The following is a 20,639-nucleotide window of genomic DNA, read 5'->3' on the forward strand; positions in this document are numbered from 1 at the left end:
CCCCTGAATCATCAGCTGCCTGGATTGGCCTGCGCTTCTTCGAAGAAGTAGTCCTTCCACGACGCGGCCTTGTTCTTCAGCACGCCCAGCTCATGCAGCTTCTCGGCATAGATGAAGGTGCGCTGTGGCGACACGGTGAAGTCGTTCTCCGGGTCTTCGATGATCTTCTTCACGAATTCCAGCGGCAGCTTGGAGTTCTCCACGCGGATGTAGGTCTCGGCAGCGGCGGCCTTGTCAGCCTTGATGATCTGCTCGGCTTCGACCAGCGCATCGTAGAAGGCGCGGTAGGTCTTCGGGTTCTCGTCGTGGAACTTCTCGGTGGCATAGAGCACGTTAAAGGTGGCCTGGCCGCCGAGGATGTCATAGCTGCTGATCAGCTTGTGCACCTTGGGGTTTTCCAGTGCCTGGTACTGGAACGGCGGGCTGGAGAAGTGCGCGGTGATTTCCGATCCCCCCTTGCTCAGCGCTGCGGTCGCGTCCGGGTGCGGCAGGCTGACGGAGATTTTGTCGAAGCGCTGGAAGTCGTCATTGCCGTAGCGCTTGGCCGTCTCGATCTGCAGGGTCCGCGACTGGAAGCCGACACCGGCGGCTGGCACAGCGATGCGATCCTTTTCCGACAGGTCATCCAGCGTCTTCACCTCCTCGCGGTTGCTCAGCAAGTAGCCTGGCAGGGAGCCGAGCGCGGCCACGGCCTTGACGTTCTGCCGGCCATGGGTGCGGTCCCAGACAGTCAGCATCGGCGGCACGCCGGCAGACACCACATCGATGGCACCGGCCAGCAGGGCTTCGTTCATCGCGGTGGCACCGGAGATGGTGCGCCACTCCACGTCTATCTTGTCCAGGCCCTGGGCCTTGGCATGCTTCTCGATCAGTTGCTGGTCCTTGACCACATGCAACACCAGGTAGCCGATGCCGAACTGCTGGGCGATGCTGATCTGTCCTTCGGCCTGGGCGGCCAGCGGTAGTGTCAGGGCGCCGAGCAAGCTCAGTGCGACGGCGATGCGGTTTTTTTTCATGATGCTCTCCTGTGTGCCCGGCGTTGGCTGGCCAGGCGGTTAAGTGTCTGTTTGTGGTTCGAATCGAGTGGTGGCCGGTGTTGTGGCTGGGTGGAAGTGAAGATCTATGTCCCTGTAGGAGCGGCGCCCCGCCGCGAAGCGCTCGCCCAAACGCCACAAAGCCAAAGCTTCGCCCCGGGGCGGGGCTCCTACACCCATACCGCAGTCACCGCCGCTCCCGCGGATGGCGTTGGAGCATGTCTACCGCTGCATACCCCAGCGCTTGACCGTGAGCCGCTCGACGCTGGCGAACACCAGGTTCTCCACCAGCAGGCCGATCAGAATCACCGCGGCAAGGCCGGCGAATACCTTGTCGGTGTAAAGCTCGTTGCGGTTCTGGAAGATGTACCAGCCGAGGCCGCCCTTGCCGCTGGAGGCACCGAATACCAGTTCGGCGGCGATCAGCGTGCGCCAGGCAAAGGCCCAGCCGATCTTCAGGCCCGCGAGAATCGACGGCAGCGCGGCGGGCACCAGAATGAACAGCACGAAGCGCAGGTCTCTGAGGCCATAGTTGCGCCCAGCCATGCGCTGGGTTTCCGAGACGCCGAGAAAGCCGGCATAGGTATTCAGCGCCAGCGCCCAGAGCACCGAATGCACCAACACGAAGATCAGACTGTTCTCACCCAGGCCGAACCACAGCAGCGACAGTGGCAGCAACGCGATGGCCGGCAACGGATTGAACATCGAGGTCAGGGTGGACAGCAAATCGCGCCCCAACTGGGTCGACACCGCCAGGGTGGTGAGCAGGAAGGCCAGGCCGATGCCGACCAGGTAACCCTTGACCAGCACGGCCAGCGAGATCGCCACCTTTTCCACCAGCTCGCCACTGCCGATGCCCTCGAAGAAGGCCCTGGCCGTCTGCAGGAAACTGGGCAGCAGCAGGTCATTGGCCTGGTAACGGGCCGCCAGCTCCCAGATCAAGGCCAGCGCCAGCAGGATCAGCGTCTTGCGCAACCAGCCCTGTTGCCACAGGCGCTGCACAAACGACAGCTCGCGCTCCAGCCTGAGATCCGGCAGGGGCTGCAGCGGTATTTCGTATTCCTCACGCCGTGCGGGGGAAAGGCTCATGCGGGTCGCTCCTCAGTAGGCGATGCGGATGTCGTGGAAGCCCAGCTCGGCAGCGGCGCGTGCGCCCTCCTCGCTGTCCTCCTCGAACAACAGGCGATGAATGCGCTGCGCGCTCTGCTGGAACGACGTGCCGCCCAGGCTGTGCAGGTCGAACTGGTGGCTGCCGACCTCTGCCCGCACCCGCCCCGGATGCGGCGACAGCAACAGAATGCGATTGCCGACGATCAGCGCCTCCTCGATGGAATGAGTGACGAAGAGCAAGGTGAAGCGCACCTCCTCCCACAGCTGCAGCAACTCCTCCTGCATCTTGCGTCGGGTCAGGGCATCGAGCGCGGCGAAGGGCTCGTCCATCAGCAGGATCTTCGGCTGCATGGCCAGCGCGCGGGCAATCGCCACACGTGCCTTCATGCCGCCGGACAGGGTATGCGGGTAGGCGTCGGCAAATGCCGCCAGGCCGACCTTGTCGAGGTAGTGCAGCGCGCGCTCCTCGGCTTCCCTGCGCTTCAGCGTGCGTGAAGCCAGCAGCGGGAACATGACGTTCTGCTTCACCGTCTTCCATGGCGGCAACTGGTCGAACTCCTGAAACACCACGATGCGATCCGGCCCGGGTTCACGCACCTCGGCGCCATCCAGGCGAATGCTGCCGGCGACCGGTTCGATGAAGCCGGCCACGGCCTTGAGCAGCGTGGACTTGCCGCACCCCGAAGGGCCGAGCAGGACGAAGCGGTCACTACGATCCACCTCGAAACTGACTTCGTGGGTGGCGCGTACCACGCGCTGCGGGGTGCGGTATTCCAGGCTGACCTTCTCCACCTCGAGCAACGTGTCGAAGGCCGCCGGGTTCTGGGTGCTGGCCGTGTGGCCTTGCAGTAAAGCGTTCATCAGGCTCAGCTTCCTTGACCGATGGTGGTATCTGCGAAGAAGTAGTCCTGCCAGGTGGCCGGCTTGTGCTTGATCGCGCCCACACGGTGGAGGAACTCCGCCAGGGGGTAGGTATTGGTTGGCGTGACGCTGAACTGGAATTGCTCGTTGTCGATGATCTTCAGCAGCGCTTCGCGACTGATCTTGGTGCCGGTCACACGGATGTAGGTTTCCGCCGCTGCGCCCTTGTCGTTCTGCGCGAACTGCGCCGCTTCGGCGAGCGCGGCGACGAAGGCCTTGTAGGTCTTGGGGTTGTCGTTGCGGAATTTCTCGGTGGCATAGAGCACGGTCGGTGAATTCGGCCCGAGCAGGTCGTAGGTGTTCAGCACCACGTGCACGTCCGGATTCTCCAGCGCCTGATTCTGGAACGGCGGGTTGGCGAAATGCCCGGTCAGCTCGGTGCCGCCGGCCTTCAACGACGCGGTTGCATCCGGGTGCGGCAAGGCCACGGTGTATTTGTCCAGGCGGTCGTACTGGTCATCACCCCACTGCTTGGCGGCGGCGTACTGCAGGAAGCGCGACTGCACCGACACGCCCACCGCCGGTACCGCAATACGGTCCTTGTCAGTGAAGTCGGCGATGGTCTTGACCTGCGGGTTGTTGCTCAGCAGGTAGTAAGGGAAATTCCCCAACGAGGCCACGCCCTTGACGTTCTGCTTGCCCTGGGTGCGATCCCAGACCGTCAGCAACGGGCCGATACCGGCGCCGGCAATGTCGATGGCCCCGGACAGCAGCGCATCGTTGACCGCCGAGCCACCGGAGAGCTGCTGCCAGTCGACCTGAATATCCAGGCCCTCGGCCTTGCCGTGCTTCTCGATCAACTGCTGGTCACGCACCACATTGAGCAGCAGATAGACGATGCCGAACTGCTCGGCGATGCGGATCTGCCCTTCGGCATGCGACGCTTGAGGCAACGCCAGCGAACCTGCCAGCAGGCTCAGGGATAGACCGATAGCACTGGCCAGGCGGCCAAAACGCGGAATGAAGGGAAAGCGCTTGCCCAGAGACATGGCGTGACTCCATTTAAAAGAGAGCGGGAAAGAAAGTGCGCGACTGCGCGGGATCAGAACGGCACGTCGCCCTGAATGGTCGTGCGGTGCATGCGCCGACGCAGATGGCTGGGGCAGCCGGTGGCCAGATGGATCAGCGCACGGTTGTCCCAGAACACCATGTCGTGCGGCTGCCACTGATGGCGATAGATGAACTCGGGCTTGGCGCTGTGGGCGTAGAGCTCGGCAAGAATCTGCCGGCTTTCGTCCTCCGCCACATCGAGGATGTGGGTGGTGAAGTTCTCGTTGACGAACAGTCCTTTGCGCCCGGTTTCCGGGTGGGTACGCACCACCGGATGAACCACGGCCTTGACCTCGGCCAGTTGCGCCTCGGTCAAAGTCGGGCGGCGGACACCGGCAAACACTTCGTCGGCATAACGTGCGGTATAGGAATGTGCGGCGCGCTTGCCCTCAAGCGCCTGACGCAGCTCGGCGGGTAGCGTTTCATAAGCCAGCTGCTGGCTGGCGAACAGGGTGTCGCCACCCTCCTCCGGCAGCTCCTGGGCCAGCAACATGGAGCCCAGGCTGGGGAACTCCTTGTAGGACAGATCCGAGTGCCAGAACTTGCCGGCATCGCCCAGACCGATCGGCTGACCGTTCTCCTTGATGTTGGAGATGATGAAGATTTCCGGGTGACCTTCCAGCAGGAACTGCTTGAGCACGTGAATCTGCAGCGGGCCGAAGCGGCGGCTGAAATCGATCTGCTGCTGCGGGGTGATGCGCTGATCGCGGAAGACCAGCAGGCCGTGATCCAGATGAGCCTGATGCACGCGGGCGAAATCGGCGTCGATCAGCGGCCGGGACAGATCCAGGCCAATGATCTCGGCGCCGAACGGTGCCTCGAAAGGACGAACCTCGAAGGCCTGGGCGGACGCCGACGGGAGGGAATGAGCTGCTGCCGACATAGAAGACTCCATGCAAGGGCGCCAATCGGCGCATCACTTTGACCGGCCGAAACTCGGCCATGTGTTCAGTGCGGCGCGCCGATTGGTCGGCAGGTACGCATGGGTAAAACCTTATAGGTATAAAAAAATTAATTTAAATACCGTTTAATCATATGTATATGACGCGTCTGCAGTGCTGGCACAACCCGCTCGCATTCAGCGAGCCGGGTCATTCAATAGCGCCGCGTGCTCATCAGCTCCTCCAGTACCCGCGTGGTAACTCGAAACGGAATCGACATGTGGTCCTCGCCCGCCTCCAGCTCGAAGCTGCTGCGTAAGCCATATTGCGACAGGCGCTCCAGGCGCAATTGCAGCGAGCGCACGTCCTGGATTTCCTGCGGCATTTCGCGATCGCCCACCCACATGCTCAGGCTGCGGTGGGTCAGGTTCAGCTCACCCGCCCGCGCCTGCTCGGTAAACCTGCGCTCATGCTCCAGCAGGTAACGGTCGCGCCACCACAGGCTAGGGCTGATGGCGACCACATGCTGGAACAGCTGCGGCCGGGTGAACAGCGCGTAGATGCCGAACATACCACCAAAGGAATGCCCGACCAGGCTGACCTGATCCTGATCGACCGCAAAGCGCTGGTTGACCCGCGGCATCAGGCGCTGTTCGATGAAATCGAGAAACAGATCCTGGCCACCCTGGGGTGGGTCGTTGCGCTCGGGCAGTTGCGGTGGCGACAGGTCGAAGGCGCGGCGCTGGAAATCCAGCGGTGTGTCGCTGGGGTAGCCGATGGCGACGACGATTGCCGTGCGCCAACGCTCCTGCGCACGCTTGGCGGCGTGGAAGGCCGGGAAGTAGGCATTGCCGTCGAGCAGGTAGATCACCGGATAGCCGCCGGTATAGGGCACATCGCCCTCCGGCAGGCTGACCATGATGCGGTAGTCGCGGCCCTCGGCACTCTTCATCTGCCACACTTCGCTGCCGTCCAGCTGGACCGGATCGGCATGAGCAGCGACAGCCCCCAACAGCAGCGCCGTCATGGCGCTGCGCAACCAGTTCAGCGCACTCACCAGCTGTAGCTCAGGCTGGTGACTACACTGCGCGCCTCACCGCGGTAGCAGTAGCCGTCCTGGCAGTTGACGTACTGCTTGTCGGTAAGGTTGCGCGCGTTTACGGCCAGGCGCACACCATCGAGCTGGCCGGCGAAGTCATAGTGCACCCCGGCGTCGAACAGGGTGTAGTCCTCGCTTTTCACCGTGTTCATATCGTTGCCGTAGACGCTGCCGGTGTAGCGCGCGCCAGCGCCAAAACCAAGGCCGAACGGCAGCTTGTAATCCAGCCACAACGCAGCCATGTGGCGCGGCGTGTCTTTCGGATCCTTGCCTTCGTTGCCGTCGTTGCTCTTGGTCACTTCCGGGTCGTTGTAGCTGTAGCTGGCCGTCAGGTGCAGGCGCTCGCTGAGGTCCGCTACTGCCTCCAGTTCCAGCCCGCGCGACACCTGCTCGCCGGTCTGTACGGTATTAAGCGGATCGAGTGGGTCGCGGGTGGAGACGTTCTGCTGGGTCAGGTGATAGAGCGAGGCGGTGAACAAGGCGCTGGTGCCAGGTGGCTGATACTTCAGACCGATCTCGTATTGCGTCCCTTCGGTCGGTTTGAGTGGGCCGGCGGCGTTGCTGCCGCTTTGCGGCAGGAAGGACTCGGCGTAGCTGGCATAAGGCGCCAGGCCATTGTCGAACAGGTACAACGCGCCGAGCTGGTAGGTGGTAGCGGAATCGCTGATCTTGCTGTTGCTGTCGGTCAGGTTGTCACTGTTGCGTACGTGCACCCAGTCACGGCGCACGCCGGCGGACAGGCGCCAGCGGTCGAGTTCGATCTGGTCCTGCAGGTAGATGCCACTGCGCTGGGTCAGGCTGTCCTCATCGGCCAGCGGGCTGCCAGGGCGGTTGACCGGCTGGTGATAGTCCGGCGCATTCATATCAATGGCCGGCGCCGGTCCCGAAGCATAGAGCACCGAGCTGTCGAACCAGGTGTAATCCCAACCGCTGAGCAGCGTGTGCTGCAGTTGACCGGTCGCGAAGCGGCTGATCAGGCGGGTGTCGCTGCTCACCGACTCCATATCCTCGTACACACCGACGGCATAGCGCTGCATGATGCCATTGACGATGGGCGCATTCGTATCGGGCTGCAGGTACTGGTTGGTGGTCGCCAGCTGGCCGTAGCGCAGGTTCTGCTGCAGGCTGAAGGTGTCGTTGAAGATGTGCTCGAACTCATAGCCGAACGTCCACTGACGCTGGTCGAGCTTGTCGAAGTACTCGTCGCCCTGCCAGAAATCGGTCAGGCGGTTGCCGTCGTGGTAGAGCATCGGCGAGGCGGCGGTTTCGCGCTCCTGGTACTGCGCGAGCAGGGTCAGGCTGGTGTCCGGATCGATTTGCCAGCTGAGCGAGGGTGCCAGCAGGCGCACATCATTGTTCAGTTGCTCGATGTCATATTCAGCGTCGCGATAGACGCCGACGGTACGAAACAGCACGTCGCCGTCCTCATCCAGCTTGCCGCCGATATCGAACTGGCCCTGCTGGTGCTCATGATTGCCGGCCTGGATTTCCACCTGATTCTTGGCCTGCAGGCTCGGTCGCTTGCTGACCCGGTTGACCATGCCGCCCGGGCTGATCTGCCCGTACAGCACCGAGGCCGGCCCCTTGAGCACCTCGATGCGCTCCAGGGCGAAGGCCTCGGTACCGTAAATCGACAGCCAGCCGTTGTAAGGTTGGCGCAAACCATCGAGAAAGTCGGCGGACATGGTGGTGTCGAAACCGCGGATATTGATCTGATCGAAACGCGGATCGAGCCCCGAGCCGCCGGTGCGCACGCCGGCGCTGTAGGCCACGGCGTCCTCGATACGGTCGACCTTGCGATCGGCGATCTGTCCGGCCGTGACCACGCTGATGCTCTGGGCGGTTTGCAGAATCGGCAGATCGGTCTTGCTCGCGGTACTGGCGCTGCTGGCGAAGTACCCAGGCACTGGAGCGAAGGCACTCTGCGCCGGTGCGGCCTCGACGGTGACCGGCTGCAACTGATAGCTGTCATCGGCACGTAGCGGCCGCACCACGTAACCGGAGGCAGTTTTCTCGGCCACCAGCCCGGAGCCGCGCAACAGCTGCGCCAGCCCCTCCTCCACCGACTGCGCGCCGCTCGACCCCAGGCTCATCTGGCCACGAACCCTCTCCGGGGAGTACGACAGGGTAATACCGGCGCGCTCGGCATACAGGCTCAGCGCCTGGTCCAGCGCACCGCCGGGCACGTCCGGTGCCGTCACGCGGGCAGCTGGCTCGGCCGCCATCAGCACGGGGCTGATGGCGCCGCCGCACAGCAGCAGAGCGACGCAGATGGCAGAGGACAGCTTGCGCGGTTGCAGATGCGATGGCAGAGAGCAGGTATAGCGCATGAGGGTATCCATTCAGGGAGTGATCATCCCTAACCGGATGAAACGCCAAAGTCCGACAAACTTTTTACGCGACGGGCACCACGCGTACCCACCAGCGGGTTCGCTCGACCAATACGACCGGCAGTAGCTGGGTGATGTTGCGCAGCATCAGTTCAGGTTCGGCGAGGCGGAACACCCCGGACAGACGCAGGTCGGCGACCGCCGCATCGCAGCCCAGCCAGCCACGCCGGTAGCGCCCGGCCTCGGCCAGGAAATCCGCCAGGCGAATATCGCTGACCACCAGCAGACCGCGCGTCCAGGCGAAAGGATCGAGCGCACCGCGCGACAACGCCATCATCCCCCTGGCGCTCACCGCCAGCCCGTCACCGGCCTGCAGCTGGCGCTGCCCGCCTGCCGCACGCACCAGCACTTCGCCCTGCTCGACCCGCAACTCGCTGCGCCCCTCGCGTTCACGTACCACCAGGCGCGCATCACGCCCCTGGCAGTCGGCAAAGGCGCAGCGCAGCTGCCAGCGGCGACCCTCAACCAGCGCCTCACCACTGCGCAGCGCCAGCTGCTCGCCATGCACATCAAGCGTGCTTCCAGTGTTGAGCAGCACCTCGACATCGCCCGGCAGATTCAGCCGGCGCGTTTCCCCCGTGGCAGTGGCATAGTCCGCGCGCCACAACGGCGCCGCGCCCGCGGCCAACAGCGTGGCGCTGCCGGCCGTGAGGCCGAGCAACTTGAGCGCGCGACGACGGCTCAGGTCCGCCTCGGCCCGCTGCAACAAGGGGATACTCTGCGCGCCATCGCCCAGTGTGTTGACACTGAAAAGCCCGGCCATCTGCTGCAGACGCTGCCAGGCCAGATCGTGACGTTCGTCCTGCTCCAGCCAGTCCTGCAACTGACGCTGCAGCACGGCGCTGCCGGGATTGGCACGCAGACGCATCTGCCACTCGATGGCGGCGCGCACGATGGTTTCCGTCGGACGCCCAGCGCTCACAGCGACGCCTCGAAACACAGCCGATAACAGTGCAGCAGCGCGCTGGCCACATGGCGCTCGACCGTACGACTGGAGACACCCAGTTGCTCGGCCACCTGCGCATGGCTGAGGCCGCCCAGCTGATACAGCAGAAAAGCCTCGCGCACGGCCGGTTTCAGGCCTTCGAGCAGTTGGGCGATGCGCTCCAGCGACTGCAGCGTTTCATAGCGCACCTCCGGCGAGGGATGACTGGCCTCGGGTATCTGCGCCAGCGCTTCGAGATAGGCCCGCTCCAGCGCATCGCGCCGCCACTGATCGATCACCAGCCCGCGTGCGATCCGTGCCAGCAAGGCACGCGGGGCGCGGCTGTCGACCGGCTGATCGCGCACCAGCAAGCGCACGAATGTGTCCTGCACCAGGTCCGCCGCCTGCTGCGAACAGCCGACCGAACGCCGCAACCAGCCATGCAGCCAGCCCTGATGCGTGCCGTACAGCACCTCGAGAGGAATGATCGAATTGGTTTCAGACGAAGACATAGCGCGGCCCCAACCACCAGGCTAACCACCATGAAGGTGCATGGCGACCGCGCGAACATTAATAGCGAATCATTCTTATTTCAACCTTTCAACACTCATCTGAACGGTCAGAACTGTGCCGGGCCCTCTTCGTAGACTTAAGCGTTTACGCCGAGAGAGACACTGAAACGCTGCGGTTACCGCACCCGCCTTGGCAGGAACGACGTCAGCACCTCTCGAGGGCCGCTGTGCCGACTACTCGACGGCGGCGTCTTCCGGAACGTAGATCATCCGCCCATCCGCCAGACGATAGGTGACCCCCGCCTTGGTGCCCTGCCCTTCACCAATGGCGCCATTGGCTTCGTAGCGTTTCAGTTCCTCGCCATCTTTGACCAGCATGCGCATATCGGCTTCACCGGGGTTTTCGATGACCACGACCTTGTCCTGGCTGAAGGGATTGAGCGGGTTCTGCACGATGACCACCATCAGGATGCCGATCACCACCAGAAACAGGTCGATCAGGTTGACCATCGAAATGATCGGATCATCCGCCTCGTCATGTTCGAGAAAGCGCATCAGGCCTGCTCCTGCGCGCGCTCGATGCTGCGCAGCTCCTGCAACAGCCAGCGACGGCGAACGGTCAGGATGAAGAAGGTGATGCTGGCGCTGACCAAGGCGACGATCACCGAGGAGAAGGCCACCACCATGTTCTCGCCAATGCCCTGAGCGTCGTTGCGGGTCAGCGCCAGCAGCGCAGGCCCCATCGGAATCATGGTGGCCACCAGGCCGAGCATCGGTGCACTGCGCGAGGTGATCCGCAGCCATTCCAGCTGCTTCATGATCCAGAGTTCGAGATCATCGCTGCTGCCGCCATGTTGCGCGTACCACCTGGCCAGCCTCGACTGATAGCGGGCACGGTGACGTTGCCAGGCTTCCAGCGCGAAAGCCCCCAGAGCAAAGCAGGCATAAGCCAGCGACGCCAGAATCAGGAGCATGACTGGAACGAGAAAAATCCGGGTGATTTCGTAGATGCTGGTTTCTAGACCGTTCATAACGCGTGTTCCGTCATTCGAGAATTTGTAAGACCTTGCCGAATGGCACCGGCCATGAAAAAGGCAAACAGCAGGGCGAAGCCGAGCCATAACAGCCACTGAGGTTGCTCATCGCCCTGGGCAGGCATCACTTCCTCGAGCACCTGACCGCTGACGACCTGAGCTGCAGCCCCTGCATCCGGCAGCGGAGTGCTCTGGCCGGGGCTGTCCAGGCCAAAACCTGCGGCCAGCTGTTCGACAAACTGCCGGGTAAGCGCTTCGCCAACCTCACCCGTTTCTGTGCTTGCCAACTGCTGACGACGCTCGACCAGCTCGCGGCGGGTCTGCTCGCTGGCATCCCAGTAGCCTTTGCGTATGGCCTCGAGCATGCGCTCGATGAGCTGAGCCTGGGCCGTTGGGTTGTGCTGCTCGAACCAGGCGTCGAGACCGAGCTCGCGCTTGTCCATGACGTAGGTGTCGTGAATCGCCTGCCACTGATCATCACGCACCATGTTGCGATCAGTGGCCTGCCAACCCCACAGGTTGTTCACCAGGTTGAGCATCTCCAGCGTGCCGGCGTAGCCCTCCTTCTGCATCTCGCCGATCCATTGCGGATTCAGATAGCGGCCACGCAGCTCGGTCGCGAGGAACCGGGCTGCGCCCGTGGTACGTGGCTCGCTTTTGCGCAAATCGGCGATGTACAGCGCCGGGCTGCTGCCATCGAGATGGCGCACTGCAGCCGAGAGGCCGCCGAGAAATTCGAAGGGATGATCGGTGGACAGCAGGCCATTGAGTTCGGACGAGCGCGACATCACGGCGGCCTGAACCCCCTTGAGCTGCTCGGCGAAAAGGTTGCCGCCCTCCAGCTTCACGCCCCAGGCCTGCGCACCGTAGCCATATTGCAGGCGCTGCAGGAACTGCTGACCGAGCGCCGCATCGTCGTCCCATTGCGTCGAATCCAGCGCCAGCCTGGAAACGCCGCTGCCGTAGTCACCGGGCTCATTGCCGAACACGCGCAGACGCGACAGCTGCCGGGCCTGCTCCGCGGGTATGCCCTGCGCCTGCAGACGCGAGGCTAGCGCCCGGCTGTTCGCGGCGATGACATTTCCCGGCTCGTCCAGCTCGGCCAGGCGATCCGCTGCCTCGGCAAGCAAGCGCATGAAGCCATCGAACTGATCCCGGTAGACACTGGTGACCTGCAGGACGGCATCGATGCGTGGCCGCCCCAGTTCGGCGGCCGGGATGATATCCAGCGCCAGCACACGGCCAGCGTCATCCCACACCGGGCGAAGGCCCATGGCATGCAGCACCTGGCTCTCGACAATGCCCAGGTGCCTCAGCGCTTCCGATGACCACAGGCTGAACGCGAGTTTTTGCGGCGCCAGGCCCTCATGGTCGGCCTGGTACTGACTGATCAACTGCGCCAGCGCCTCTTCACCAGCCGCATAGGCGGCTCGTGTCGGTACCTTGTCAGCCTCGAAGGCATACAGGTTGCGGCCACTCGGCACGTCGGGATTGCGCACCGGGTCACCGCCCGCCCCCGGCGCGACGAAAGCACCGGAAAGACCTGCCAACAGTGCTTCCAGCTCCTGCGTATCGTCAAGCTGTCGATCCAGCTCGATGCCCCTGTCGATCAGCTCACGCAGTTCGGCAGACTCGATCGTCTCCGCGGCCACGCCATCCCTGAGATAACGCTGCAGGGTTAGGTAAGGCAGCGACTCCTGCAGTGCGCTGTAATCGCTGGCGAATACCTCGTCGCGCTCCAGCCCCAGCGCCTGGTAATAAGGTGTGCCCAGCTGCTGCATCACCGTGCTCAGGCGATGTTCGGGCGACGCTGGCTCACCGAAGGTATGCAGCCCGAGCGGCGTGGCGCCGCCTGCGAGTTCGTGCAGATGGTCGTGCAACACGGCGAAGAATGCCGGGAAGTCCGCGCGCATCGACGCCTCGTCCCAACCCAGGTCGGCGAGCATGTCCATGCTCACGACCGCGCTGCGGATCTGCTCGGCGGTTTGCTCGCGTACAGCGCCTTCGTCCAGCTGCTGGTACTCGTGAATCATCTGGTGCAGATCGCGCAACTCGTCATAGAGGCCGGCCGGAGCGAAGGCCGGCGTCTGATGGCTGATGGTGACGGCGCGCCCCCTGCGCCTGGCCTGAATGGCCTCGCCGATGTTGTCCTGGATATAGGGATAGAAGACCGGCAGGTCGCCGACGGCGAGAAAGGGATAATCATCGGCGGACAGGCCGCGATCCTTTCCTGGCAGCCACTCCTGCGTACCGTGCGTGCCGAAATGGATCAGCGCATCTGCGCCGAAGCGCTCGCGCACCAGTTGGTAGGCCGCCATGTAGAGATGGTCCGGCGGCACCTTGCTGTCGTGGTAGGACTCACCTGGCCGCCCCGCTCTCGGTGGCTGGGGTAAAAGCAGCAACTTGCCCAGGTGCATGGCCGGGATCACGAACTGCATGACGCCATCGACCTCGCGCAGCGCCCAGTGCTGCCCCGGCTCGCCCCAGCGCGCGATCAGTGCAGTGCGCATCGCCGGCGGCAGGCGCTGGAACCAGGCCTGGTAATCCTGCAATGGCAGGGTGTCGGCCAACCCCTCATGCAGCAGTTCATCCAGGGTTTCCGGGCGGTAGTAAGCCGCCAGCAGGCGTTGAGCGGCAGCGATCAAATCGGCCTCCGACGTCGCGGGCACCTCGTATCCCGCGCGGCTCAGCGCAGCACTCAGCGCGGCCAGGCTGGCAGGCACGTTGAGATGGGACGCGGCAACGTTACGTTCGCCGTCCGGGTGATTCCAGAACATCAGCGCGAGTCGTTTGTCCTGCGCTGGCAGCTGACGCAGACGAATCAGTCGATCCAGCTTGTCGAGCAGCGCTTCGGCCTGACCGGGCATGAGCCTTGGCTCCCCCTCCTCCAGCGCGCTGATCACCAGCGGGTCACTCATGCCCCAGCTTTCCGGAACACTGAGAAAGGTCGCCGCCGAGCGCGCCTCCATGCCACTGCTCTGGGCCTGCCAGTGCTGCTCGTTGCCGCCGCGATGAGCGAATGTCTGCAACACCGGCACACCGAGCTGCAGGAATTCCAGCTTTCGCGCCGGACCGTTCTGCATGTGCTGAAGATTCACCAACGCCTGCAGCTCGGCAGTGGCGAATAGCTCGCCAAGCGCATGCGGGTTGGCATCATCGAACCAGAACACCAGCGGCAACTGCCCATGTCGCTCGCTGCGTTCGATAAGTTCGTCGATGGCTTGCAACTGGGCATCGGCAATGGCACCGCGGTGAATGGCGAACGCCACCCGTGGCGCACCTGGCTGCCACCGTTCGCGCCCCCATTCGAGGTAGTCATCCAGCGTGGCGAATGGCGACGGCGCATCAGGATGATAGAAGCCGGTTTTCGGCAGTTCGACAGGGGCCGGCAAATCATCGAAAGGCAGTCCCGCCTTCCTGCGCTGAGTCAACCTGAACAGTTGTTTGAGGTTGGCCTCGCCACCATTGCCGTAGTAGCCGATCAGTCGCATCGCCAGCGGCGGCGGCAGGTTGCCGTAGGCTGGCGGGCCGCCACCGACGCGAATCCAGGGCACGGGCACACGCTCCAGCACGTCGCCCAGGCGCTGCTGCACGGCCAGAAGATCGGACGGGCGCGGCGTGTCCATGATCAGCAGATCGACCGCCGCCAGCCACTCGTCATCAGGCGCCTGCTCGGCACCACTGCGCAGGCTGGCGAACTCGACGCCCTGCTGCTTCGCCCAGGCAGCGAGGCGGGCATGCTTGCCGGCCAGCACGAAGTCGCTGCTGAGCATGCGTACCTGTGCAGGCTCGGCAGCGGCCTGCAGGCCCCAGCTCAGGCAGCAGAGCAGAAGGATCAGGCCACGCATCAGAACGTGGCGACCAGGCCGATGTGATAGGTGCGCCCAGGCTCGGCATAGACGAAGCGTTCATTCTGATCCGCCAGGCGCTCGTCACCGATGTTCTCGATACCCCCACGCAGCGTCAGGTTACTGCTCAGCTTCTGGCTCATTTCCAGATGCCACAGGCTGTATGCCGGCAGCGAGTAGGCCACGTTGCTGCTGTAGGTCAGCTGACTGCCAACGTACTCGGTGCGCAACTGAGCATCGAAGGTGGATGTCGGGCGCCACTGCACCACGCTGTTGGCGAGATGTCGGGAGCGATCCCCCAGGCGCTGGCCCAGAGTGCGGTTGCGCGCGTCCAAGTAGGTGTAGTTGAGCTTCCAGCTCAGCGTGCTGCTCAGATCCACCCCGGCGCCCAGCTCGACACCGCGAATGCGGGCCTTGTCCACGTTCTCGTAGTTGCGCAGTTCGCGCCCGCGAACGCCACAGCTGGCGACGCAGACCGTCTGGATCAGATCCTCCACGTCATTCTCGAAGAGCATGCCGCTCAGCGACCAGCCCTGCGCCTGATAGTCCGCGCCCAGCTCATAGGACGTATTGGTCTCCGGCTGCAGGTCGGGATTGCCAACGATGGTGAAGCGACCACCGCCGCCGACGGCGGAGTAACCCGGCGACAACTGTTTCAGGCTTGGCGCCTTGAAGCCTTTGCCGACACCGGCGCGCAGGGTCAGCCGATCATTGAAATGATGCAGCAGATAGACACGCGGGCTTTTCTCCCAGCCGAACTGCTCGTGTTTGTCGAAGCGGCTTCCCAGCGTCAGCGACCAATCGGGACTGAAGGCAATCTCGTCTTGCAGGAAGATCGCGCGATGCAGCGCTTCATCTTCGCCCTGGTCGTTGACCGAGCGATCCTCCAGCTCCTCCTTGCGCCATTCGCCGCCAACGGTCACCCGGTGTATGTCGAGCAACGGCACGCTCAGGTTGCCATCCACTACGCTGTCGGTCAGACGCTGCGGGCTGCTGGGTGCGACCCCGTCGCTGCGAACATTCTTGCGGTCCAGCTGGTTGCGATAAGCACGCAACTGACTGCTGCCCCACTGCCAGTCAGCGGAATGCGCCAGCGACCAGCGCTCACGCTCGATGATGTCGGTCGACTCGTAGTCAGTCGAAGCCGGGCCGCCCGTTTCGGTGTTGCGCCAACGCCGCTCGCGGCCGGTTTCGTAGCCCAGGTCGATGCGCTGTACGTCATCGGGCGTCCAGCTCAGCGTTGCCCCACCACTGTTGCCGTTGCGCCCTTCCAGCTCGGAAAGGTTGCGGCTGTCGAAATCAGGCGTCTCCTGCTGGCGCTGACTCTCGGCATTGAGTGCCAGCCCCAGAACACCCGGCAACAGAGGGCCGCTGGCGTAACCGCCGATCTGGTGCGTCTGTCCGCCCAGATCGTCTTCACGCACACCGCCATCGATAACAGCGCTGCCCAACCAGGTGTCGGTCGCCTTGCGCGTAATCACGTTGACCACGCCGCCCAATGCTTCCGAACCATAGAGTGACGACATCGGCCCACGAACCACCTCGATGCGCTCGATGGCCTCGACCGGCACCCACCCCAGATCGAAATCGGAGTGAGCGATGGCACCAGCCGATGGGCTGATGCGCTTGCCGTCGATGAGTATCAGGGTGTGCTCGCTGGACATGCCACGAATGCTGATGCCACGTCGGCTCATACCGATGCCGTTGAACTGCAGGCCTTCGCTGCCACGCAGTGCCTCCTGCAGATCCCGCACAGGACGCTTGCTCAGCTCCTCGGAAGTAATCACGGACATGCTGGCAGGCGCATCCTTCAGTGCCCGCTTGGTGCTGGTGGCACTTACCACGGTGGGTTCCAGCGCCAGCACTTCGGCCTGGCCGGTTAGCGGTAAAAAGCCGAATGCAAGCAACGACAAAGAACGGCGCGGCGCGAAGCGACGCATCTTCAAGACAGGCATAGCGATCCTTACAGAGGCAGATCTGCGATCTGATGTGACGAGATGAAATTCGACCGGACAGAACCCAAGGCATGAGCCGTCCAATGAGCACAAAAGAAATGTTATGTCATAACATTATAAAAGATCAAACCCGGGTCAATCCCCTTCCAGAGCCCAGCCAGGTCAGACCATCACCGGGTCTGCCTTTCGCTCAGGATGATCTCCGTCGAACGTCTGGACCGCTTGAAGTGGCGCCATTCAAAATTGCTGTCCCAGTTCAGAAGCGCAGTTGTGCGAGCACCTTTTGTCTCGCGTAGAGCATGGATGGGCTGTGGATCAACGGGCCAAGTGTTACCATTGCCACTTCGTCGTCGCACCGGATGCTTCTAGTATCCCCGGCGCCCGTAACACAACGCCCGACACTCCCACGCGATCCTCAGCCTGATAGCAGCATGAACCCGTTCATGCTGAGTGTCTTAGGGCATGGCGTGCAGATGTTGCTTCCATCCTTGCCGACATGCTGAGCAAGCTCCCGGCCCAAGCCCGGAACCAGCCTGCCAGATCATGGATTGGCAGAGATGAGAAGACGGCGACCAATCACCGCTGTAACCCAGGATAAGCTCTTGATCTCCACCGCTAATATCACCATGCAGTTCGGCGCCAAGCCGCTGTTCGAGAATGTTTCCGTCAAGTTCAACAACGGCAATCGCTACGGCCTGATCGGCGCCAACGGCTGTGGCAAGTCGACCTTCATGAAGATTCTCGGTGGCGATCTGGAGCCGAGCGCTGGCCAGGTCATGCTCGAGCCCAATGTGCGTCTCGGTAAGCTGCGCCAGGATCAGTTCGCCTATGAGCAGTTCAGCGTCATCGACACGGTGATCATGGGCCATCAGCGCCTGTGGGAAGTCAAAGCGGAGCGCGACCGCATCTACTCGCTGCCGGAAATGAGCGAAGAAGATGGGATGAAGGTCGCCGAGCTGGAAGGCGAATTCGCCGAGATGGACGGCTACACCGCCGAGTCCCGCGCCGGTGAATTGCTGCTCGGCCTGGGCATCCCGCTGGAACAGCACTTCGGCCCGATGAGCGAAGTGGCACCGGGCTGGAAACTGCGCGTGCTGCTGGCTCAGGCGCTGTTCTCCGACCCGGAAGTGCTGCTGCTCGACGAACCGACCAACCACCTGGATATCAACACCATCCGCTGGCTGGAAAACGTCCTGGTGCAACGTAACAGCACCATGATCATCATTTCCCACGACCGTCACTTCCTCAACTCGGTCTGCACTCACATGGCCGACCTGGACTACGGCGAACTGCGCCTGTTCCCAGGCAACTACGACGAGTACATGACCGCCTCGACCCAGGCGCGTGAGCGTCTGCTGGCCGACAACGCCAAGAAGAAAGCGCAGATCGCCGAACTGCAAACCTTCGTCAGCCGTTTCTCGGCCAACGCCTCCAAGGCCAAGCAGGCCACCAGCCGCGCCAAGCAGATCGACAAGATCCAGTTGGAAGAGGTCAAACCGTCCAGCCGCGTCAGCCCGTTCATCCGTTTCGACCAGAACAAGAAGCTGCACCGCCAGGCCGTGACCCTGGAGAAAATCAGCAAGGGCTTCGACGACAAGCAGCTGTTCAGCAACCTCAGCCTGCTGGTCGAGGCCGGCGAGCGCGTGGCCATCATCGGCCCTAACGGCATCGGCAAGACTACCCTGCTGCGTACCCTGGTCGGCGAGCTTACGCCCGACGCCGGCGCCGTGAAGTGGACCGACAGCGCCGAAGTCGGCTACTACGCGCAGGACCACGCGCACGACTTCGAAGCCGACGAAACCCTGTTCGACTGGATGGGCCAGTGGACCAGCGGCGAACAGAACATCCGTGCCGCCCTGGGCCGCATGCTGTTCTCCTCCGACGAGATCCAGAAGTCGGTCAAGGTGCTCTCCGGCGGTGAGCAGGGCCGCATGCTGTTCGGCAAGCTGGCCTGCCAGAAGCCCAACGTGCTGGTGATGGACGAACCGACCAACCACCTCGACATGGAATCGATCGAAGCGCTCAACCTGGCGCTGGAAAACTACCCGGGCACCCTGCTGTTCGTCAGCCATGACCGTGAGTTCGTCGGCTCCCTGGCCACCCGCATCATCGAACTGTCGGATACCGGCGTGACCGATTTCAGCGGTACCTACGACGATTACCTGCGCAGCCAGGGCATCATCGTCTGAGCCTGCTGCCTGCAGAAACGAAAAAGCCCGCGTAAGCGGGCTTTTTGTTGCGGCTGTCGACTCAGGCAGTAGCGAACAGCTCGGTAATACGCTGCGCGGCGCCCTTCATCGCTTCGGCGCGCGGCTCTTCACCATAGGCCAGACCTTCGGCGCGAACGATCTCGATATCATCGATGCCAACGAAGTTCAGCATGCGCACCAGATAGTCCTCGTGCGCCTGCCCCGACGGCAAACCGGCATGAATACCACCGGCGCTGGAGGCGATGATCACAGTCTTGCCACTAGCCAGGCCTACCGCACCGGTCTCGGTGTATTTGAAGGTTTTGCCGGCTACGGCGATGCGATCGATCCACGCCTTGAGTTGGCTGGGAATGGCGAAGTTGTACATCGGCGCACCGATGACTACGGCGTCAGCGGCGAGGAACTCTTCCAGCGTGCGCTCCGCCAGTTCGACTTCGTGCTTCTGTGCAGCATCACGCAGCTCTGCCGGAGTACCTGCAGCCACCAGGCTGGCAGCGGAAAAGTGGCCCAGCGCATCACTGGCCAGGTCACGGTAAGTAACCTGGACACCCGGAGTGGCTGCGCTCCAGGCTTCGACCACGGCTTTGCTGAGCTGACGAGAGGCAGATGCATCACCCAGGATGCTGGAATCGAGGTGCAGAAGTTTCATGAGGCTCTCCGAGAGTAGTAAGAGTCGACAAAGTGATGGCGTGGATACTACTAATGGAACCAATAGCCGATAAGACAGCATAAATGCGATAGTTCGTCCCACTCATAGGACACTGAAATGCATGACCTCAACGATCTGTTCTACTTCGCCAAGGTAGTGGAAGCTGGCGGTTTCGCCGCAGCCGGACGGGCCCTGGGCATTCCCAAGTCGCGCCTTTCACGACGTATCGCCGAGCTGGAGCAGCGCCTGGGCGCGCGCCTGCTGCAACGTAGCACCCGTAAGCTGGCGCTGACCGACATTGGCGAACGCTACCTGCGCCACTGTCAGGCGATGTTGCTGGAGGCCGAGCAGGCCGAAGAAACCGTGGCCAACCTGACCAGCGAACCGCGCGGCCGGGTGCGCTTCTCCAGCCCCAATGGGCTGACCCTGCTGCCCGAGATCATCAATGGGTTTCTTGCACGCTACCCGCAGGTTCAGCTGGAAGTACTGCATACCAATCGACGCGTGGATCTGCTCAACGAGGCAGTGGACGTCGCGCTGCGTGTGCGCATGGCCGAGGACGAAGAACCTGGCCTGATCACCCGGCGCCTGGTACCGGCGCGGGCCTATATCGTCGCTCACCCGAATCTGGTTGCCGGGCTGCCACTGAGCCACCCCAGCGACCTGCAACAGCTGCCGGCCCTGGGTGCAGTTGCAGCCGACCGGCGCATTCATTGGCGTTTCCACCATGAAGCGACGCATGAGGTCAGCGAGATTGCCATGGAAGCCCGGCTGGCCATCGACGACTTCCCCATTCGCAAATCGGCAGCACTGGCAGGGTTGGGGATCACCCTGCTACCAACGACCTTCTGCAACGAGGAGCTACTCGATGGCCGGCTGGTTGCCCTGCTACCGGAGTGGCATGTGCCACAGGGCCATGTGCAGCTGGCCTATGCACACAGGCGCGGCATGTCGCCGGCGGTCCGCGCCTGGATCGAGCACCTCAGCGAAGCGATAAGCCGCTGGAAATTGCCGGACTGAA

16 protein-coding genes are annotated in these 20,639 nt (G+C 63.0%); 2 read left to right on the forward strand and 14 right to left on the reverse strand.

Annotated elements, in window-relative coordinates:
* Positions 1-11 precede the first annotated feature (11 nt).
* The 13 genes from ACJRW5_RS14065 to ACJRW5_RS14125 all read right to left on the reverse strand — a co-directional run bounded on the left by ACJRW5_RS14065 (position 12) and on the right by ACJRW5_RS14125 (position 16,759).
* Positions 12-1,016 carry an ABC transporter substrate-binding protein gene (locus tag ACJRW5_RS14065; protein WP_484571126.1) on the reverse strand — a complete coding sequence of 335 codons (1,005 nt, stop codon included), beginning with the start codon at positions 1,014-1,016 and terminating at the stop codon, positions 12-14.
* Positions 1,017-1,256: 240 nt separating this feature from the next.
* Positions 1,257-2,123 (reverse strand): ABC transporter permease, encoded by an 867-nt coding sequence (locus ACJRW5_RS14070; protein WP_484571127.1) that lies wholly within the window; start codon positions 2,121-2,123, stop codon positions 1,257-1,259.
* A 12-nt stretch (positions 2,124-2,135) separates the two neighbouring features.
* On the reverse strand, positions 2,136-3,005 hold the full coding sequence (locus ACJRW5_RS14075; protein ID WP_484571128.1) for an ABC transporter ATP-binding protein: 870 nt from the start codon (positions 3,003-3,005) through the stop codon (positions 2,136-2,138).
* A 5-nt stretch (positions 3,006-3,010) separates the two neighbouring features.
* The gene (locus ACJRW5_RS14080) at positions 3,011-4,054 is read right to left on the reverse strand and encodes an ABC transporter substrate-binding protein (RefSeq protein ID WP_484571129.1); all 1,044 of its coding nucleotides are present in this window, start codon (positions 4,052-4,054) and stop codon (positions 3,011-3,013) included.
* Between the two features lie 53 nt (positions 4,055-4,107).
* Entirely contained in the window at positions 4,108-4,998 is an 891-nt protein-coding gene (locus ACJRW5_RS14085; protein ID WP_484571130.1) for a TauD/TfdA dioxygenase family protein, read from the reverse strand.
* A 212-nt stretch (positions 4,999-5,210) separates the two neighbouring features.
* A complete protein-coding gene (locus tag ACJRW5_RS14090; RefSeq protein WP_484571131.1) occupies positions 5,211-6,053 on the reverse strand; it encodes an alpha/beta hydrolase in 843 nt (280 codons plus the stop codon).
* Entirely contained in the window at positions 6,050-8,425 is a 2,376-nt protein-coding gene (locus tag ACJRW5_RS14095) for a TonB-dependent siderophore receptor (RefSeq protein WP_484571132.1), read from the reverse strand. Before ACJRW5_RS14095 ends, ACJRW5_RS14090 begins: the two co-directional genes overlap by 4 nt.
* A gap of 64 nt (positions 8,426-8,489) precedes the next feature.
* Positions 8,490-9,407 carry a DUF4880 domain-containing protein gene (locus ACJRW5_RS14100; RefSeq protein ID WP_484571133.1) on the reverse strand — a complete coding sequence of 306 codons (918 nt, stop codon included), beginning with the start codon at positions 9,405-9,407 and terminating at the stop codon, positions 8,490-8,492.
* Positions 9,404-9,922 carry a sigma-70 family RNA polymerase sigma factor gene (locus ACJRW5_RS14105; RefSeq protein WP_484571134.1) on the reverse strand — a complete coding sequence of 173 codons (519 nt, stop codon included), beginning with the start codon at positions 9,920-9,922 and terminating at the stop codon, positions 9,404-9,406. Before ACJRW5_RS14105 ends, ACJRW5_RS14100 begins: the two co-directional genes overlap by 4 nt.
* Positions 9,923-10,156: 234 nt before the next feature.
* Positions 10,157-10,477 (reverse strand): DUF2149 domain-containing protein, encoded by a 321-nt coding sequence (locus ACJRW5_RS14110; RefSeq protein ID WP_484571135.1) that lies wholly within the window; start codon positions 10,475-10,477, stop codon positions 10,157-10,159.
* Entirely contained in the window at positions 10,477-10,953 is a 477-nt protein-coding gene (locus ACJRW5_RS14115) for a MotA/TolQ/ExbB proton channel family protein (RefSeq protein WP_484571136.1), read from the reverse strand. Before ACJRW5_RS14115 ends, ACJRW5_RS14110 begins: the two co-directional genes overlap by 1 nt.
* Positions 10,950-14,804, reverse strand: coding sequence for a cobaltochelatase subunit CobN (gene cobN, locus ACJRW5_RS14120; protein ID WP_484571137.1), 3,855 nt, complete (start codon positions 14,802-14,804; stop codon positions 10,950-10,952). Before cobN ends, ACJRW5_RS14115 begins: the two co-directional genes overlap by 4 nt.
* Positions 14,804-16,759: a TonB-dependent receptor domain-containing protein gene (locus tag ACJRW5_RS14125; RefSeq protein ID WP_484571138.1), complete on the reverse strand. Its 1,956-nt coding sequence runs from the start codon at positions 16,757-16,759 to the stop codon at positions 14,804-14,806. The genes cobN and ACJRW5_RS14125 overlap by 1 nt, the downstream gene beginning before the upstream one ends.
* A gap of 602 nt (positions 16,760-17,361) precedes the next feature.
* On the opposite strand from ACJRW5_RS14125, the gene ACJRW5_RS14130 reads away from it, so the two are divergent.
* Positions 17,362-18,948, forward strand: a complete 1,587-nt coding sequence (locus tag ACJRW5_RS14130) for an ABC-F family ATPase (RefSeq protein WP_484571139.1) — start codon at positions 17,362-17,364, stop codon at positions 18,946-18,948.
* 61 nt (positions 18,949-19,009) lie between these two features.
* On the opposite strand, the gene ACJRW5_RS14135 is transcribed toward ACJRW5_RS14130, so the two are convergent.
* Positions 19,010-19,618: an FMN-dependent NADH-azoreductase gene (locus ACJRW5_RS14135; protein WP_484571140.1), complete on the reverse strand. Its 609-nt coding sequence runs from the start codon at positions 19,616-19,618 to the stop codon at positions 19,010-19,012.
* A 117-nt stretch (positions 19,619-19,735) separates the two neighbouring features.
* Between ACJRW5_RS14135 and ACJRW5_RS14140 the strand changes: the two genes are divergently transcribed.
* Positions 19,736-20,638: a LysR substrate-binding domain-containing protein gene (locus ACJRW5_RS14140; RefSeq protein WP_484571141.1), complete on the forward strand. Its 903-nt coding sequence runs from the start codon at positions 19,736-19,738 to the stop codon at positions 20,636-20,638.
* Position 20,639 lies beyond the last annotated feature (1 nt).

The organism is Pseudomonas pichavaramensis, assembly GCF_050473265.1.
GTDB lineage: Bacteria > Pseudomonadota > Gammaproteobacteria > Pseudomonadales > Pseudomonadaceae > Aquipseudomonas.

Excerpts from the sequence above, each read along its gene's own strand:
- ACJRW5_RS14140 (WP_484571141.1), top strand. The coding sequence starts at position 19,736 with ATGCATGACCTCAACGATCTGTTCTACTTCGCCAAGGTAGTGGAAGCT.
- ACJRW5_RS14125 (WP_484571138.1), bottom strand. The coding sequence starts at position 16,759 with ATGCCTGTCTTGAAGATGCGTCGCTTCGCGCCGCGCCGTTCTTTGTCG.
- ACJRW5_RS14065 (WP_484571126.1), bottom strand. The coding sequence starts at position 1,016 with ATGAAAAAAAACCGCATCGCCGTCGCACTGAGCTTGCTCGGCGCCCTG.
- ACJRW5_RS14105 (WP_484571134.1), bottom strand. The coding sequence starts at position 9,922 with ATGTCTTCGTCTGAAACCAATTCGATCATTCCTCTCGAGGTGCTGTAC.
- ACJRW5_RS14075 (WP_484571128.1), bottom strand. The coding sequence starts at position 3,005 with ATGAACGCTTTACTGCAAGGCCACACGGCCAGCACCCAGAACCCGGCG.
- ACJRW5_RS14135 (WP_484571140.1), bottom strand. The coding sequence starts at position 19,618 with ATGAAACTTCTGCACCTCGATTCCAGCATCCTGGGTGATGCATCTGCC.
- ACJRW5_RS14115 (WP_484571136.1), bottom strand. The coding sequence starts at position 10,953 with ATGAACGGTCTAGAAACCAGCATCTACGAAATCACCCGGATTTTTCTC.
- ACJRW5_RS14095 (WP_484571132.1), bottom strand. The coding sequence starts at position 8,425 with ATGCGCTATACCTGCTCTCTGCCATCGCATCTGCAACCGCGCAAGCTG.
- ACJRW5_RS14070 (WP_484571127.1), bottom strand. The coding sequence starts at position 2,123 with ATGAGCCTTTCCCCCGCACGGCGTGAGGAATACGAAATACCGCTGCAG.
- ACJRW5_RS14085 (WP_484571130.1), bottom strand. The coding sequence starts at position 4,998 with ATGTCGGCAGCAGCTCATTCCCTCCCGTCGGCGTCCGCCCAGGCCTTC.
- cobN (WP_484571137.1), bottom strand. The coding sequence starts at position 14,804 with ATGCGTGGCCTGATCCTTCTGCTCTGCTGCCTGAGCTGGGGCCTGCAG.
- ACJRW5_RS14110 (WP_484571135.1), bottom strand. The coding sequence starts at position 10,477 with ATGCGCTTTCTCGAACATGACGAGGCGGATGATCCGATCATTTCGATG.
- ACJRW5_RS14080 (WP_484571129.1), bottom strand. The coding sequence starts at position 4,054 with ATGTCTCTGGGCAAGCGCTTTCCCTTCATTCCGCGTTTTGGCCGCCTG.